The organism is Acinetobacter sp. SFD (assembly GCF_001647575.1).
In the GTDB taxonomy this organism is placed as follows: Bacteria; Pseudomonadota; Gammaproteobacteria; order Pseudomonadales; family Moraxellaceae; genus Acinetobacter; species Acinetobacter pecorum.
Genome location: NZ_LSZJ01000015.1, coordinates 18,346 through 33,427, shown reverse-complemented (window position 1 = coordinate 33,427; position 15,082 = coordinate 18,346). Strand labels below are relative to the sequence as shown.

The window sequence follows — 15,082 nt, the reverse complement described above, 5'->3', positions numbered from 1 at the left end:
GTGCATTCTCCTTATGCGCGATTCAGGTATTGTTCAAGAACGTGGTAGCCATGACGAATCAGGATTTCTTCATCCTGTAAATGCATGACTTTCTTGGCTTTAGATTCCAGTGCTTCCTGGGTGTCTTCCATGGTTGCAGTATCTTCTAACCAGGCATTACGCTGCAGTACCTGAGCAAATTCCTGTGCCCAGCGCTCTGAATAAGTTTTCGCTTTAGGCAGGTAGTAACGGCCTTCCCAACGGGTTTTGTTGTGACCGACTGGCCAGAACTGGTGGGTAAACCATACGCCTTCTGTCACATGCACCAGAATGTTCGGGAAAATGACAGAAAGCTCGAATGAAAAATCATCACGGTCATTTGGATTCACTGACTTCGGTAACTGCGTACGTTCGTAGTGATTGACCAGTGATGCTCCGGTAATTTCTCCGGAAAGTGCCGCAGCCGGTTTTGGATTGGCATTTTTAGTGAGGCAGACCGCACAGGTACGGTGATCGCCAAACAGTTGTACTTCTTGCAGGCCAGAGGCAAACACATTCGGGAATGAACCGGCATGAATGGTGGCTACGTGATAGGCCTCAGCAAAGGCATCATGTGCGACTTTCCAGTTACAGTTCAGTACCGTGTTATAGGCAAAGCATTCTTCCATTTCATGAAACGGATAACCGCCTAAATGTGTACCCATGCCGCCCAGGAATTCTTCTACACCTTGAGTGCCTTCATTATCCAGGTTCACGAAAATAAAGCCTTCCCAGACTTCGGTACGTACGGGTGCCAGACCGTTATGACCTTTGTCAAAGCAGGAAGTGAATTTTTCCTCTTCAGGTACACTAACTAAGTCGCCTTTGGCATCGTAAACCCAGCCATGGAAACGGCAGGTCACAACTGCAGCTTTATTTGACCCGAAAGTTTCGTTGTCGGTTTCTACTACAACCTTGTTGCCCCGATGCGAACAGATGTTGTGAAAGCCGCGGATCTCGCCGTCTTTGCCATGCATAAGAATCACGGAAGTTTTAGCAAAATCCAGACGTTTGACCTTGTAATCGCCTTTCTTTGGAATTTCTTCAACACGACCGACTTTTAGCCAGACTTTAGAAAATACCTTGTCGATTTCTTCCTGATAGATTTCCGGTGAAATACATGGCTCGGTTGGAATAGGTTCAATACCGAGTTCAGGATAAAGTTCGCCCCAACGGAGTTTAGAATTACTGTTCATATGACATTCCTGTTCAAGTTTCTAAGTTCTTTACTTTCAATAGGCAGTGGTGTGGCACCACTGCAGCTTGTTGTTAAATCCAGTTTTGATTAAAGTTGATAGTGTTCGCGCACCAGATCTGCGATGCCGAGTTTTTCCAGAATTGGCATTGGACACAGGAACGTGGCACGTACCATACCCGGCAAACGGCTGATTTCAATCGAACCGGTAATGGTGCAGCGGTTCATGACTTCGTCATAGCTCAAACCCGTAGTTTTAGCCGCGCGATTCAGTGCATTTTCAGTCGCATCATTCAGATTTTTACCAGTACCCATAAAGGTAATTGGACCGCTTTCTTCAATTTCGGTCTGGCCCCAGCGTTCGCCGAGTGCTTTCACTTTCTCTTTTTCTTCTTTAGTAAATGGACGGGCCATCGGTGGAAGATCATCTGGTGCCTGTAACAGGATTGGACCATCAATGGTCAGACCTTTAATCACTTCGACTTGCAGTTCGGTTTCACCAGACACGTCCGTGGCATGACCGGCAATTTCGCCATTGCCTTGCTGTGCATGCATGTCGCCCATGTACACACCGGCTCCTGGCACTTTAACCGGACAGATCAAGATACAACCCGGACGGATTGAGTTGGTATCCATATGGCCATCGGTTTTTGCTGCAACAAGCTCATCTTCTGTCATGCCAAATTTGTGCGGTGCATTAATCAGGTACTGACCAAAGTCATGACAGTTATGTGAGTCAGGTAGATCACGTGATGGTGTTGTACCGATGTTGCCCAGGAATGGACACATATGCGCTGCGACTCCCGGCATATCAGCACGAGCAAGCGACAGGATTGAGTGTTGTGCTGCATGTTCAGGCAGTGCAGACAGTTCATTGACATTGCCGGCAAGTTTGTTGGCAATCTCCTGATTGACCGTCAAACTCACTTTGTTTTCTTCATCAAGCACGATCACATAGCCATGTGAAAACTCAAAAGCACTGACTTCCGCATCACAGTTTTTACAACGAATTGCATCTTCACCAATGCCCTCTACATAGCTTGCAGGCTGTTCTGTACCACATGCACTACAGTATTTCGCCACAAACGGGTCGCCATGGTAGCGTCCTTCAACAAAGCTCATGACACCTGAAGATGTTGCAATCGAGTTCACTTTCATTTTCTTGATTTTAAGTGCAACCGCATCACCGACTTCTGCACCTTCAATAAACACAGGCAATGTCACTTCATGACCACCCTGGAATGCAGGGGTAATCATTGGGCCCCAACAGCCCGGAGGTGTACCGGTTTTTAAGATTCCGCCATTTTTCAGTGGGCCAAGCATGCGTTGGCTTGGACCAACAATCCCGCCCGAAAATTCATTCACCAGCAAATAGTCCACTGCATTGGTACTGCCTGCTGCATAGTCTTGGTTTTCAATCTTCATCGTATTACCCCTATAGTTTTAAATAGCTGATTTTTAAAATGGAACTGTGATATCAAGTGCAAACTTCTGACCTTCAGGTCGGTTTTCCACATCAAATTCTTTCTGGTATTTGGCGGCAACTGCGACGCCTTTAGCGAATTGGTAGCGCACTTGCGGACCAATACTGGCTGCTTTTGCCTTGAACTCGCCTAGTACGGCCCCTGCACCAGAGTCGCCTTCAAGCTGGCGATGTACATAACCACCTAGACCGACCGCTAAAGGTCCCATGTGCTTGGCAACGATGTAATCCACATGCAAGGCATTACCTGACTCATAACTGGTGTCTTTGTTTTCAAAGTTGATGTCATACATCCACTTAGTGCTGACTTCGATGCCTTGCTGGTTCAGATAAGTCGCAGAAACAATTGGCTGAATGGTGTAGTAGTTTCGGCCAATATTGGCGAGGCGGTTTTTGTTATATGAACCGACTGGGATATAGAAATCGACACCCGTTGCCACATGCCAGTCACCTTTGTGCCAGCCCAATAGAAATGGATCGATAATCACATCACCCAATGCAGTTTTTTCATCTTGCCCACCGCCCAAAGTGATGTCGGCATTGGCATAAACCAGAAATGCGTGCATCCCCCATGTTGCACCTAGAAAGGTCTTGTCACTGACATACACACCACGCGCGACGGTGGCAAAGGTATCCAGCTTGAAATCATCAAATACCGGATGATCATTTTTGAATTTGTCTGCTGAATAAAACTGGTTGTAGCTCACCAGGTAAGTACCTGGAGGTGGCATTGCACCACCGAAGAAACTTTCTGTGCCATCCGGATAGGCACTACCACCATTTTCAGCTGCAAATGCGAACGGTGCACAGCTGATCAGGCTTGTGGTGAGTACCACTGATTTCAGATATTTGCTTAGCATTTACAGCTTTCCCCTAGTCTTCAAAGTCTTTAGTTGCAGGGCTTTCGAAGCCTCAAGCGCATGACTTAATCTAGACTTGAAACATGGCAGGGAAATATAGGGACGAATCTGTGTTTAGATAGGTAAAACCTGAAGATGGCTAGCTGAAACTGCGCAGTAGTCTAGGTGTTTGTCTGGAGAAAATTTAGTTAAATGGCACATTGCTATAGGTGAAACCACCTATAAAACAGTCGAAAATGGCCATTTTTTTTGAAAAATTTTGGAATATAAAAATGTGCCTGATGGCCTTTCATTCCGCTTTTAACAATCCGGATATTCCTTTTGCATCGGGATAAAACGGATTCCATGTTGTTCCGTGTATTTCCCCGTTTCCACAAAACCAAAGCGCTTGTAAATATCCAAGGCATAAAGACTGGATTTTACCGTAATACTTGAATGGCCTTGACGGCGGATCTCGCCTTCTAAAAAGCGCCACATTTGCCGGCCATAACCCTGCCCCTGATAGGCTTGGTTCAGGAAAAAATGCATGAAGTGTGCAGGTTCCATATAAGCCACGACACCTATCACCTGATGATCGATTTCTGCCACAAAATAATGAATGTCCGGACGCTCGAAAATGGCCTGAATCATCTCAGGCTGAAAGCGCTGGCGCCCCTCTTCTGAACTGATCACGGCATCGACAAAGGGTGCAATCACATCGATAATGGCACAAGTATCCTGAATATTGGCTTTTCTGATTTTCATGTTTTTTAAATCCCTCTTTATTAGCTTGTCCACATTAAAAAATTTTTATTCTTAAAAGTTAGCTGCTTTAGCTGTTCTTGAATGGACTTCCCCAAATTTAAAAACTGGTCTGAATATTCGGTAATATCCTTCTCTGCGCCTTGTCCGTATTTTCAAGACGGCAACTCACTCTATTTAAAAATCCATTTATTTAAAAGCTTGTTTAACTATACTTTTCTGATTAAAACCAAGCTTCATTTAATATCAGGCAGCCTGTCTTTACAATTCATCCATATAGAATTTTCGATGAAATTTTTATGATATTTCTTTATCAGGAAGAAATTTAGGTAGGCATTCTGAACTTTTCTTGGTGTTCATCAAAGATAAACATTTGAGGTCGTTCGCTTCCCTGCAGGGAGTTTAATGAAACATTTTGAATGTGCTGTCTGCAAGCAACAGCTGTTTTTTTACAAATCAGTTTGTGATCATTGTCTGTCACCGATCGGTTATGTTGCTTCGGAAAAAGATCTGTGTGCATTCGAAAAACAGAGTGCTGAACGATGGGTGCCAATTGCCAAGAACTACCAGCATGCCAGCTATAAACCCTGTCATAATTACGTTCAATATCAAGTATGTAACTGGATGATTCCCAGCGATGAGGACGAGGAGTTTTGTGAATCCTGTCAGCTCACCCATGTCATTCCTGATCTGGAAAATTCAGAGAACCTGATTTACTGGTTTCGGCTGGAAGAAGCCAAACGCCGTTTCCTGTATTTGGCTCAGCGCATGAACATGATGCCACGGCCTAAAAAGTCAGAGGATGATCCATTTGGTCTGCGATTTGATTTCCTGCTGCCTCAGGAAGACCAACCTGTTTTAATTGGTCATGCCAACGGGATCATTACCTTAAATGCAATTGAGGCTGATGTGGTTTATCGGGAAACCACACGCGTGAATATGGGTGAAAACTACCGGACGCTATTAGGTCATTTTCGTCATGAAAGCGGACATTATTATTTTGCCATCATGCAGCATATGCACCCAGAGCTGCTCGATGAATTCCGCCATTATTTCGGGGATGAACGGCAAAATTATGGCAAAGCACTTGAACGCCATTATAACAAAGGTGCGCCGATCAACTGGCAGGAAAAGTACATCAGTGCTTATGCTACAGCCCATCCCTGGGAAGACTGGGCAGAAACCTGGGCGCATTATCTGCATATGATGGAAACCCTGGAAACTGCCTATTATGGTGGTCTTCGTGTTGAGGGCAATGGCAGTTATCTGGCCAGCATGAATTTTAAAGAATGCCCGATTGGTGGGCAGGACTTTGAACATATCCTTAAAAACTGGATTACCCTGACTTTTAATCTGAATGCCTTAAACCGTTGTATGGGCTTGGAAGATGCCTACCCGTTCAAGTTGAACGAAACAGTTAAAGACAAGCTACGATTTATTCACCGGCATGTGCTGGAAAAAGTTTTCAAATAGCCTGACCAATTACCTGTAAACCTAAATTTCTCGTTCCATATCACTCATATTACAAAGCCCGTAGTAAATGACGGGCTTTGTTTTGAAATTACTATAATTAAACCAATTAAGCCGTTTTCATTGAACCGGTTTCTTCAAACTGGGCATGCCAGGACAAAGCTTCATTTAACAAATGCGGTGTTTGACCACCATGTGCACAGGCGCGCTCAAAGTAATCATTCAGACTTTTGCGATAATCGGGATGAGCACAAATATCGATAATCTTGCGGGCACGTTCACGTGGTGCCAATCCGCGCAGATCGGCCAAACCTTGCTCTGTTACCAGAATATCCACGTCATGGTCAGTATGATCTGTATGGCTCACCAGTGGAACCACAGACGAAATCGCACCACCTTTGGCATAGGATTTAGTCACAAAGATCGCAATATGTGCATGACGGGTAAAATCACCTGAGCCGCCAATACCATTCATCATCTTGGTGCCAGCGACATGGGTTGAATTCACATTCCCGTAAATATCAAACTCCAGTGCGGTATTGATTGCAATTATACCCAGACGGCGAATCAGCTCAGGATTATTGGATAATTCCTGTGGACGTAACACAATTTTATCTTTGTACTGATCAAAATTCTTCATCACCCGTGCCGCACACTCATCGCTCAGGGTCATGGAACAACCAGAAGCAAAGGTCATTTTTCCTGAATCGATAAGCTGGAAAGTACAGTCTTGCAGGACTTCAGAATACATTTCCAGATGGTTGAAATTAGAATGTTCAAAACCTGCAAATACGGCATTTGCCACGGAACCTACTCCGGACTGCAGCGGCCCCAAATTTTCAGGTAACCGCCCTGCGGCGACTTCATTTTCAAAGAATTGAATTAAGTGGCTGGCAATCGCCAGTGTTTCTTCATCCGGCTCATCCATTGCGAAAGAAGTATCCGGAATCTCATTAATGACAATCGCAGCAATTTTTTCAGGTGCAACATGGATTCCGATTGTGCCTATCTTGTCACTGGCTTGCGTCAAAGGAATCGGACCACGGTTTGGACGGGCTTTAGGCAAATAAATATCATGTACGCCTTCTAGGACCGGATTAATTGTCGTGTCGATTTCAATAATGACCCGATCTGCCATTTCGATGAAATTCGCCGAGTTTCCACAAGAACCGGTCGGAATAATCTGGCCATCTTCGGTAATTGCAGTTGCAGCAACTACGGCGATATTTACTGCTGGAAGGTTTTTATGACGGATATTGTCTGCCAGTTCAGAAAGATGCTGATCGATATACATCACTTCACCATTATTGATGGCCTGACGTAAAGAAGGATCAGCCTGATAAGGATAACGGCGGGTTATAACGTTAGCTTCATTCAGTTTCCCATCAATCCGGTTCCCCAGACTTGCACCTGTCGCCAAGGTAATACGGATCGGATGCTGCCGGGCATATTCAGCCAATGCCAAAGGCACAGTTTTCACCTCGCCGGCGCCGCCAAACCCGCTCAAACCAATTACATCACCGTCTTGAATCAATTGTAGTGCTTTTTCTACAGGTACTACTTTATCTTGTAATGCGAGCAAACGAATACGCTCTAAACCGTTCATAAAAATTCTCAAAAATTAAAAATAAAGAGACGCCCGCTCCTGGCGTACCAGAAGCATTGTGGTCTAATTCAAAAAATATTTAAGTTTGCTACTTTGAGCATATGATCATGCAATTATGAAAAGACTTAAATCAGTTCTACAGCAATCGCTGTTGCTTCCCCACCGCCAATACACAGTGCTGCAATGCCTTTCTTGCCACCAGTACGCATTAAGGCATGAATCAAGCTCACAATAATTCGGGAACCGGAAGAACCTAGGGGATGACCAAGCGCACAGGCACCGCCATTGACGTTCACTTTTGCTGGATCAAGTTTAAAAGCATCTATTGCTAACATGGTCACCATGGCAAAAGCTTCATTGATTTCCCAAAGATCAACCTCCTGAGCATCCCAACCCGTTTTTTTCAGGACTTTTTCAATCGCACCCACTGGTGCAATGGTGAATTCTGATGGATGCTGCGAATGGCTGGCATAGGCCACAATATTAGCCAGCGGCTTTAAGTTGCGCTGCGCGGCAATTTCACTCGAGGTAATCACCAGTGCCGAAGCACCATCAGAAATGGAGCTGGCATTTGCCGCAGTAATTGTTCCATCCTTTTTGAAAGCTGGACGTAAGGTTGGAATTTTGTCAGCCTTGGCATTTAAAGGCTGTTCATCCTGTTCCACCACCACATCGCCTTTACGGCTACTGACAGTAACCGGTACGATTTCATCTTTAAAGAAGCCTTGCTGAACGGCGGTCACGGCTTTATTTAAGGAACCAATTGCATAGTCATCCTGCTGCTCACGGGTATAGCCTTTTTTATCCGCCATTTCCTGAGCAAGGATTCCCATAGACAGGCCGGTTTCCGCATCTTCCAGACCTTCCTGGAACATATGGTCAATGACTTTTCCATGCCCCATACGGAATCCGGCCCGTGCCTTGTCCATTAAATATGGTGCGTTTGACATCGACTCCATACCACCTGCAACCACAATCTCTGCTGAACCGGCCTTGATTGCGTCTGCTGCCTGCATCACTGCCTTCATGCCTGAACCACAAATTTTATTAATCGTGGTCGCTCCGGTGGAATCCGGTAGACCCGCCTGACGCATGGCCTGACGTGCCGGACCCTGTTTTAAACCGGCAGGAAGAACGCAGCCCATAATCACTTCATCAATATCATTGGCCGACAGACCTGCACGTGCCACTGCTTCCTTGATCACCACAGCACCCAAATCCGGTGCGGTACAGCTTGAAAGTGAACCTTGAAAACCGCCCATTGCGGTACGTACTGCATCTACAATTACGATCATTTTAGTTTCATCCTTTTTCATCATTGTTATCAACCCTACATAGCCAAAGCGCTGTAGGGTTGGTCCTTCGCAATCATTGCGGGTTAAGCCTGTGCGGTAAAATAGTCTTCAGGCAACTGCATCACCAGTTCCGCACCTGCCTGAATACGCTGAATTCTTGCACTCAAATCCGGAAGGACTTTGGCAACATAGTAGTTGGCCAGTACCAGTTTGTGCTGGAAGTAGCTGTCGTCTTTGGCTGCAGCGGCTTTGCTAATTCGCGCATACATATAGACAAAGCTGAGCAGCCCAACCGCATGTAAATAATCGACAGCAATCGAGTTGGCAAAATCAGGGTTCAGTTTAGACTGCTCGACGATAAATTTGGTGATGTCTTCAAGTTGCTGGCAGGTTTCTAATGTCGCCGTTTTAATCATCAATGAATCATCTAAACTTTGGGCAAATTCACGGATTTCAGCAATATATTCCGCGATATAAGCACCATTACATTTAGTTGTTTTACGCCCAATCAGGTCAATCGCCTGCACGCCATTGGTGCCTTCATAAATCTGTGAAATGCGCAGGTCACGAATACACTGTTCCATGCCCCATTCACGGATATAGCCATGACCACCGAAGCACATTTGCGCTTCCAGTGCAGAATCCAGGGCCTTGTCGGTTAAATAAGCTTTGGCGATTGGCGTTAATAGCGCCACACGGTCAGTCGCTTTACGCACCGCTTCAGGATCGGTTGAGTATTTGGTGATATCCAGCTGTTGACCTACATACACCGCAAACGCACGTGAAGCTTCATTGTTAGCACGTACATTGAGCAGCATACGGCGTACATCGCCATGGACCAGAATTGAATCGGCTGGTTTTTCTGGAGATTTTGCACCAGTTGATGCACGGCCCTGTAAACGATCCGTCGCATATTGTGCCGCATTCTGGTAGGCAAATTCTGCTGCACCAATGCCCTGAATTCCCATAGATAAACGTTCGTAGTTCATCATCACGAACATGCCGGCCAGACCTTCATTTTCATTGCCAACCATATAGCCTTTGGCGCCGTCAAAGTTCATGACGCAGGTCGCCGAGCCTTTGATTCCCATTTTATGTTCGATCGAACCGGCTGCTACTGCATTACGCTCACCGAGCGAACCATCGGCATTGACCAGGAATTTCGGCACAATAAATAATGAAATACCACGTGAACCTGCTGGTGCATTCGGAGTTTTTGCCAGCACCAGATGAATGATATTTTCACTCAGATCATGCTCGCCGCTGGTAATAAAAATTTTGGTGCCGGTAATATTGTATGAACCATCTTCATTCGGTTCAGCTTTGGTCTTGATAATGCCAAGATCTGTGCCGGAATGTGGTTCAGTCAGACACATGGTGCCCGACCATTCACCCGTATAGAATTTTGGTAAATAGGTTTCTTTCTGTTCCTGTGAGGCGCGGTCATTGATGGCCATACCTGCACCCACCGTTAATAGCGGGTAAAGCATGAAAGATGGATTGGTGCTCCAGATCATTTCATCGGCAAGTACGGTCAACATTTTCGGCATATTTTGTCCGCCCCATTCTTCAGGAGCACCCAAGCCTACCCAGCCACCTTCGGCAAACTGTCTGAACGCTTCTTTAAAACCTTTGGGTGTCGTTACCACACCATTGTTAAACTGAGCACCACCCTCTTCATCTGCAGGACGATTCAGATCCAGAATGACATTTTTTGAAAATTTTGCCATTTCTTCCAGAACCGCATTTGCAGTCGCCATATCGAGATGTGCAAGATTTTCGTTACCTTGCCAAAATTGTTCAGCATGAAATACATCATTTAAAATAAATTCCATGTCTTTCAGCGGCGCATTATAAATCGGCATTTTCAACTTCCTAAAATGGTAATACTCAATCCTGTTACCAGGTATTTTCTGATTTTGATTAGATTTACTGCAGACAATTGCAAAATCCTGATATCAAATTCATTCAACAGTGAATATATAAAGTGACTCATAAAACTGCTTTGAAACTCACATCTTCTTGCCCAGTATAATCTACTGAATATGTCAGCTTAATATTGCTCTATAGTCTGCGCAAAACCCTGATGAATACGGGCTTAATACTGTCAAAGGATTTAGCTTGGTGCGCTGAAACAATAAAATAAATATACGGGAAATGGAATTTTATTTAGCAAAGTTGATCTCTAGGGTTCAATTTTCTTGACAATATTTTGAGCTTGTCACCCTGCCTATTTTTATTTGTCAGCAGTTGCTGCATAAATATACAAAATAAGAAAAATATCACGACCTTAGTTTTATAGTAATCACGTGTAAAATTGCATATTCTTGGAAGGTTGTTTTTCAAAAAGTATGGACCAAGAAGATGATGACTGTAAGACAGCAGAACTTCCTTCTTCGTAAAGAGAAGATCCTGAACATGGCAGAGAGTTTGCTGCTTGACAATAATCAGGACATCACCTTGAGTGAACTCGCCAGTGAACTGGATATTGCCAAAGGAACCATCTACAAGCATTTTAAAAGCAAGAACCAGTTATATTTAGAATTAATTATTCTCAATGAAAAAAGAATTCTTGAAATATCAGAAAAGCATAATAATGATATTAAAAATTATGTTTCACAATATATGCTCTATCACATGCTTAATTCCAACCGGACCATTCTGTTGCATGTCATCGAAGAGCGTTTAACCAATAATGAAAAGAATCTGAAAGATTTATTTCAGGAGCTTTATCGTATTCGTGAAGAACGGATTCTCCGGATTAAAGATATCACTCATGATTATCTGGTTGCTTTAGAAAGCGCTATGTCGATTCGGGATTATTTATCTTATATCTGGACTGTGACCTATGGTGCCTCACTGTTATTAAATTCAAGCAATTATCAAAAAGCGATTGGTTCACGCGAACGTCTGATCAAGCTGTATATTAATCAGGCACTCATGACACCGGATAAAATTTCGTCGGTATAATGATCTGAATAAAAAATGCCTGATTTACTCAGGCATTTTTTATTCTAGACTATGAGTTTATAAAAATATTTTATGTCATCTTATCTGATCAATATCAGGCTGCCACAGGTGGAAAACCATCTTCAGTTAAAGCTGCAACAATCTCGGATTCGCTCACATTCGATTCAACCTCGACCAGCTTGCTGGCCACGTCAATATTTACTGTGGCATTTTCATCCAGATCTTTAATTGTGGCAGTGACACTGCGTGCGCAGCCACCACAAGTCATGTTTTCAATACGGAATTTCATGTTTAGCTCCATAGGATCGATTTAAAAATTGATGTGAATACAGCGCATGTCATTGCTGCTCAGTTCTGACACCTTGTTCAATCTGTTTTAAAATCTGGCAATCGGACTGTTCATTGCCGGCACACTGCTCCACCGATTGCTGTAATATCATCAGCATATGCTGCATATCGGCAATTTTCTGTTGTAAAAACTGGATATGCTTTTGAGCCAGCTGTTTGACCTCGCTGCTCTGGCGTGAGCTGTTCAGCCACAGGCCCAGCAGTTCTTTCATCTGCTCCGATGAAAATCCCAGTTCACGTGCATGCTGAATAAAACTTAAGGTTTTAATGTCCGCATCAGTATAAACCCGATAGCCTGCATCGCTTCGTTTCGGAGCGGGCAACAAGCCAATTTCTTCATAATATCGGATCATTTTTGCAGAGATGCCTGAGCGTTTTGCGGCTTGGCCAATATTCATCACGCTGACTCCTTAAACTGCACCGGTTGATAAGCCTTTAATCTCAAGGCATTGCTAACGACAAACACGGAGGACAATGCCATTGCGCCTGCGGCAAACATTGGCGATAACAGAATACCCCAAAACGGATACAGCACACCTGCGGCAATCGGAATTAAGGCAATATTATAGACAAAGGCCCAAAACAGATTCTGTTTGATATTGCGCATAGTGGCCTGACTCAAGCCGATGCCTGTCGCCACATGCTGTAAATTGCCTGACATCAATACGACATCGGCCGCCTCAATCGCGACATCGGTGCCGGTACCAATCGCCATACCAACATCGGCCTGGGCCAGTGCCGGTGCATCATTGATTCCATCTCCAACAAAAGTGAGCACACCATATTGCTGCTGGAGTTGACGTACTGCATCGACTTTTTTATGCGGCAAGACTTCGGCAATCACCTGATCGATTTTCAGCTGTTTGGCGATCGCCTGCGCGGTATGCTGATTATCACCCGTAATCATCGCTACTTTGAGGCCTTGGTCATGCAAGGCCTGAATCGCACTATAAGTAGTTGGTTTAATCGGATCGGCGACGGCAATAATCGCAGCCAGTTTCTGATCAATTGCCACATATAATGGACTGCGGCTCTGAGCACCGAGTTTTTGTGCACCAGACTTAAACAGATCGACATTTAGACCCAAGTCCTGCATCAGACGTTCTGCACCGATATGCAGCTGCTGACCGGCAACCTGTGCTTTGACCCCTGCACCAGTGATCGAATCAAAATCGGTTACTTCACTCAGTTCAAGTTCTTGCTTGCGGGCAGCCTGAACGATGGCATGAGCAATCGGATGTTCAGATTTAGCCTCCACTGAAGCGACGAGCTGCAATACCTCCTGCTGATTAAAATCTGCCGTAACTTCAAAGTCGGTCAGCAGCGGTTTTCCCTCAGTTAAGGTTCCAGTTTTGTCCAGTGCGACGACTTTGGTTTGCTGCAATAACTGCAATGCTTCGCCCTTACGGAACAGCACGCCCAGTTCTGCTGCACGTCCAGTTCCGACCATAATCGAGGTAGGAGTCGCCAGTCCCATCGCACATGGACAGGCAATAATCAGTACAGCAACTGCATTTACCAATGCGTAGGTCAGATTCGGCTCAGGCCCAAACAGGAACCATACCATAAAGGTCAAGGCCGCTAGCGCCATGACCGCAGGTACAAACCATAAGGTTACTTTATCGACCACGGCCTGAATCGGCAATTTTGAGCCTTGCGCCTGTTCTACCATTTGAATAATCTGTGCCAGCACCGAATCCTGTCCGACCGCAGTGGCCTTGATTTGCAGGGTTCCGTTCTGGTTTACCGTACCCCCCACGACCTGATCGCCAACCTGTTTGGCCACAGGTAAAGGTTCACCACTAATCATGGCTTCATCGATATAACTTTGCCCGCTAACAACCTCACCATCGACAGCAACTTTTTCACCCGGACGGATTTCAATCAGCATACCTTGCTGCACATCAGCAATTGCCAGATCAACCCAGTGATTATTTTGTCGTACTCGGGCTGTCTTCGGCTGCAAACCGACCAGATACTGAATCGCTTCCGAAGTTTTCCCTTTGGCTTTGGCCTCCAGATAACGCCCCAGTAAGATCAGCGTAACAATGACGGCAGCCGCTTCGAAATACACATGCACGGTGGACTGCGGTAACAGTTGCGGGAAAAAAGTCGCAATACAGGAAAATCCGTAAGCTGCAATGGTTCCGACTGCGACCAGAGAATTCATATCTGGTGCCAGACGTAATAATGCCGGAATCCCATGCTGATAAAAACGTCGTCCTGGAATCAGCAGTACCAGGGTGGTCAATACAAACTGGATGTACCAGCTGTTTTGTGTTCCCAGTGTATGGGTAATCCAGTGATGAAAAGCTGGGATCAGATGTGAACCCATTTCCAGAATAAATACGGGAATTGCCAGAACAAGTGCCAACCATAAATCGCGTTTCAGCTGTGCAGTTTCATTGGCTTTCTTTTCCTGAAAAGCCACATGATTCTCTGCTGAGAGATCGGTACCGGATTTTAGTGTGGCTTGATAACCAGCTTTCTCCACAGCAGCAATCAATGCCGGAATCTGGGATTGTGAGGCTTTCACCCAGGCAGTTTCGGTGGCTAGATTGACCTGCGCCTCGCTGACGCCTTCTACTTTCAATAAGGCTTTTTCGACTCGTGCCACACATGAAGCACAAGTCATACCTTCAATTGCCAGTTCAATCCGGTCAGTCTGAATATCAAAACCGGCTTTTTGTACCGCCTGAGTTAGTTTAAATAATGGCACAGAATTGATCGCACTCACATGCGCCTTTTCAGTGGCCAGATTGACCTGTGCATCCAGCACACCCTCTACTTTTTTGAGTGCTTTTTCTACGCGAGCCACACAGGATGCACAGGTCATGCCTTCAATATTCAAATCAAACTGTTGCGTCGGCACATCGAAACCGGATTTTTCAATTGCTTGAACCAGCGCAGCGGCAGCAATCGGCTGCTGGCTTTTAATAAAAGCTTTTTCAGTCGACAGGTTGACAGATGCCTCGACCACGCCTTCAATTTTTTTTAAGGCTTTTTCCACCCGAGCTACACAGGAGGCACAGGTCATACCGCTAATCTGCACCTGTTGTTCATGCAACCGGGGAGTCGCTGATATATTCATTCCGT

General features: G+C 45.1%; 12 protein-coding genes. 2 read left to right on the top strand and 10 right to left on the bottom strand.

All coding sequences use genetic code 11. From position 1 onward, the window contains the following. Nucleotides 1-11: 11 nt before the first annotated feature. The 4 genes from AY605_RS12420 to AY605_RS12405 form a co-directional block, all read right to left on the bottom strand. Nucleotides 12-1,214 carry an aromatic ring-hydroxylating oxygenase subunit alpha gene (locus AY605_RS12420; RefSeq protein ID WP_064096700.1) on the bottom strand — a complete coding sequence of 401 codons (1,203 nt, stop codon included), beginning with the start codon at nucleotides 1,212-1,214 and terminating at the stop codon, nucleotides 12-14. An 89-nt stretch (nucleotides 1,215-1,303) separates the two neighbouring features. Then, nucleotides 1,304-2,638: an acetamidase/formamidase family protein gene (locus AY605_RS12415; protein WP_064096699.1), complete on the bottom strand. Its 1,335-nt coding sequence runs from the start codon at nucleotides 2,636-2,638 to the stop codon at nucleotides 1,304-1,306. A 33-nt stretch (nucleotides 2,639-2,671) separates the two neighbouring features. Continuing rightward, a complete protein-coding gene (locus AY605_RS12410; RefSeq protein WP_064096698.1) occupies nucleotides 2,672-3,556 on the bottom strand; it encodes a SphA family protein in 885 nt (294 codons plus the stop codon). Nucleotides 3,557-3,856: 300 nt separating this feature from the next. After that, on the bottom strand, nucleotides 3,857-4,300 hold the full coding sequence (locus AY605_RS12405; RefSeq protein ID WP_064096697.1) for a GNAT family N-acetyltransferase: 444 nt from the start codon (nucleotides 4,298-4,300) through the stop codon (nucleotides 3,857-3,859). Nucleotides 4,301-4,702: 402 nt separating this feature from the next. Here AY605_RS12405 and AY605_RS12400 point away from each other — a divergent pair, with 402 nt between their 5' ends. After that, on the top strand, nucleotides 4,703-5,770 hold the full coding sequence (locus tag AY605_RS12400) for a zinc-binding metallopeptidase family protein (protein ID WP_064096696.1): 1,068 nt from the start codon (nucleotides 4,703-4,705) through the stop codon (nucleotides 5,768-5,770). Between the two features lie 106 nt (nucleotides 5,771-5,876). On the opposite strand, the gene AY605_RS12395 is transcribed toward AY605_RS12400, so the two are convergent. The 3 genes from AY605_RS12395 to AY605_RS12385 form a co-directional block, all read right to left on the bottom strand. Then, nucleotides 5,877-7,373, bottom strand: a complete 1,497-nt coding sequence (locus AY605_RS12395; protein ID WP_064096695.1) for a succinate CoA transferase — start codon at nucleotides 7,371-7,373, stop codon at nucleotides 5,877-5,879. Between the two features lie 125 nt (nucleotides 7,374-7,498). Next, nucleotides 7,499-8,668, bottom strand: a complete 1,170-nt coding sequence (locus AY605_RS12390) for a thiolase family protein (protein WP_064096837.1) — start codon at nucleotides 8,666-8,668, stop codon at nucleotides 7,499-7,501. Between the two features lie 83 nt (nucleotides 8,669-8,751). Further along, entirely contained in the window at nucleotides 8,752-10,533 is a 1,782-nt protein-coding gene (locus tag AY605_RS12385; RefSeq protein WP_064096694.1) for an acyl-CoA dehydrogenase C-terminal domain-containing protein, read from the bottom strand. Nucleotides 10,534-11,032: 499 nt separating this feature from the next. Here AY605_RS12385 and AY605_RS12380 point away from each other — a divergent pair, with 499 nt between their 5' ends. Continuing rightward, nucleotides 11,033-11,638 (top strand): TetR/AcrR family transcriptional regulator, encoded by a 606-nt coding sequence (locus AY605_RS12380; RefSeq protein WP_064096693.1) that lies wholly within the window; start codon nucleotides 11,033-11,035, stop codon nucleotides 11,636-11,638. A gap of 94 nt (nucleotides 11,639-11,732) precedes the next feature. On the opposite strand, the gene AY605_RS12375 is transcribed toward AY605_RS12380, so the two are convergent. From AY605_RS12375 to AY605_RS12365, 3 genes are read right to left on the bottom strand one after another with little or no spacing between them, the layout of a single operon-like run. Next, on the bottom strand, nucleotides 11,733-11,927 hold the full coding sequence (locus tag AY605_RS12375) for a heavy-metal-associated domain-containing protein (protein ID WP_064096692.1): 195 nt from the start codon (nucleotides 11,925-11,927) through the stop codon (nucleotides 11,733-11,735). 49 nt (nucleotides 11,928-11,976) lie between these two features. Next, a complete protein-coding gene (gene cueR, locus AY605_RS12370; protein ID WP_064096691.1) occupies nucleotides 11,977-12,384 on the bottom strand; it encodes a Cu(I)-responsive transcriptional regulator in 408 nt (135 codons plus the stop codon). Further along, nucleotides 12,384-15,077, bottom strand: coding sequence for a heavy metal translocating P-type ATPase (locus tag AY605_RS12365; RefSeq protein WP_064096690.1), 2,694 nt, complete (start codon nucleotides 15,075-15,077; stop codon nucleotides 12,384-12,386). Before AY605_RS12365 ends, cueR begins: the two co-directional genes overlap by 1 nt. Nucleotides 15,078-15,082 lie beyond the last annotated feature (5 nt).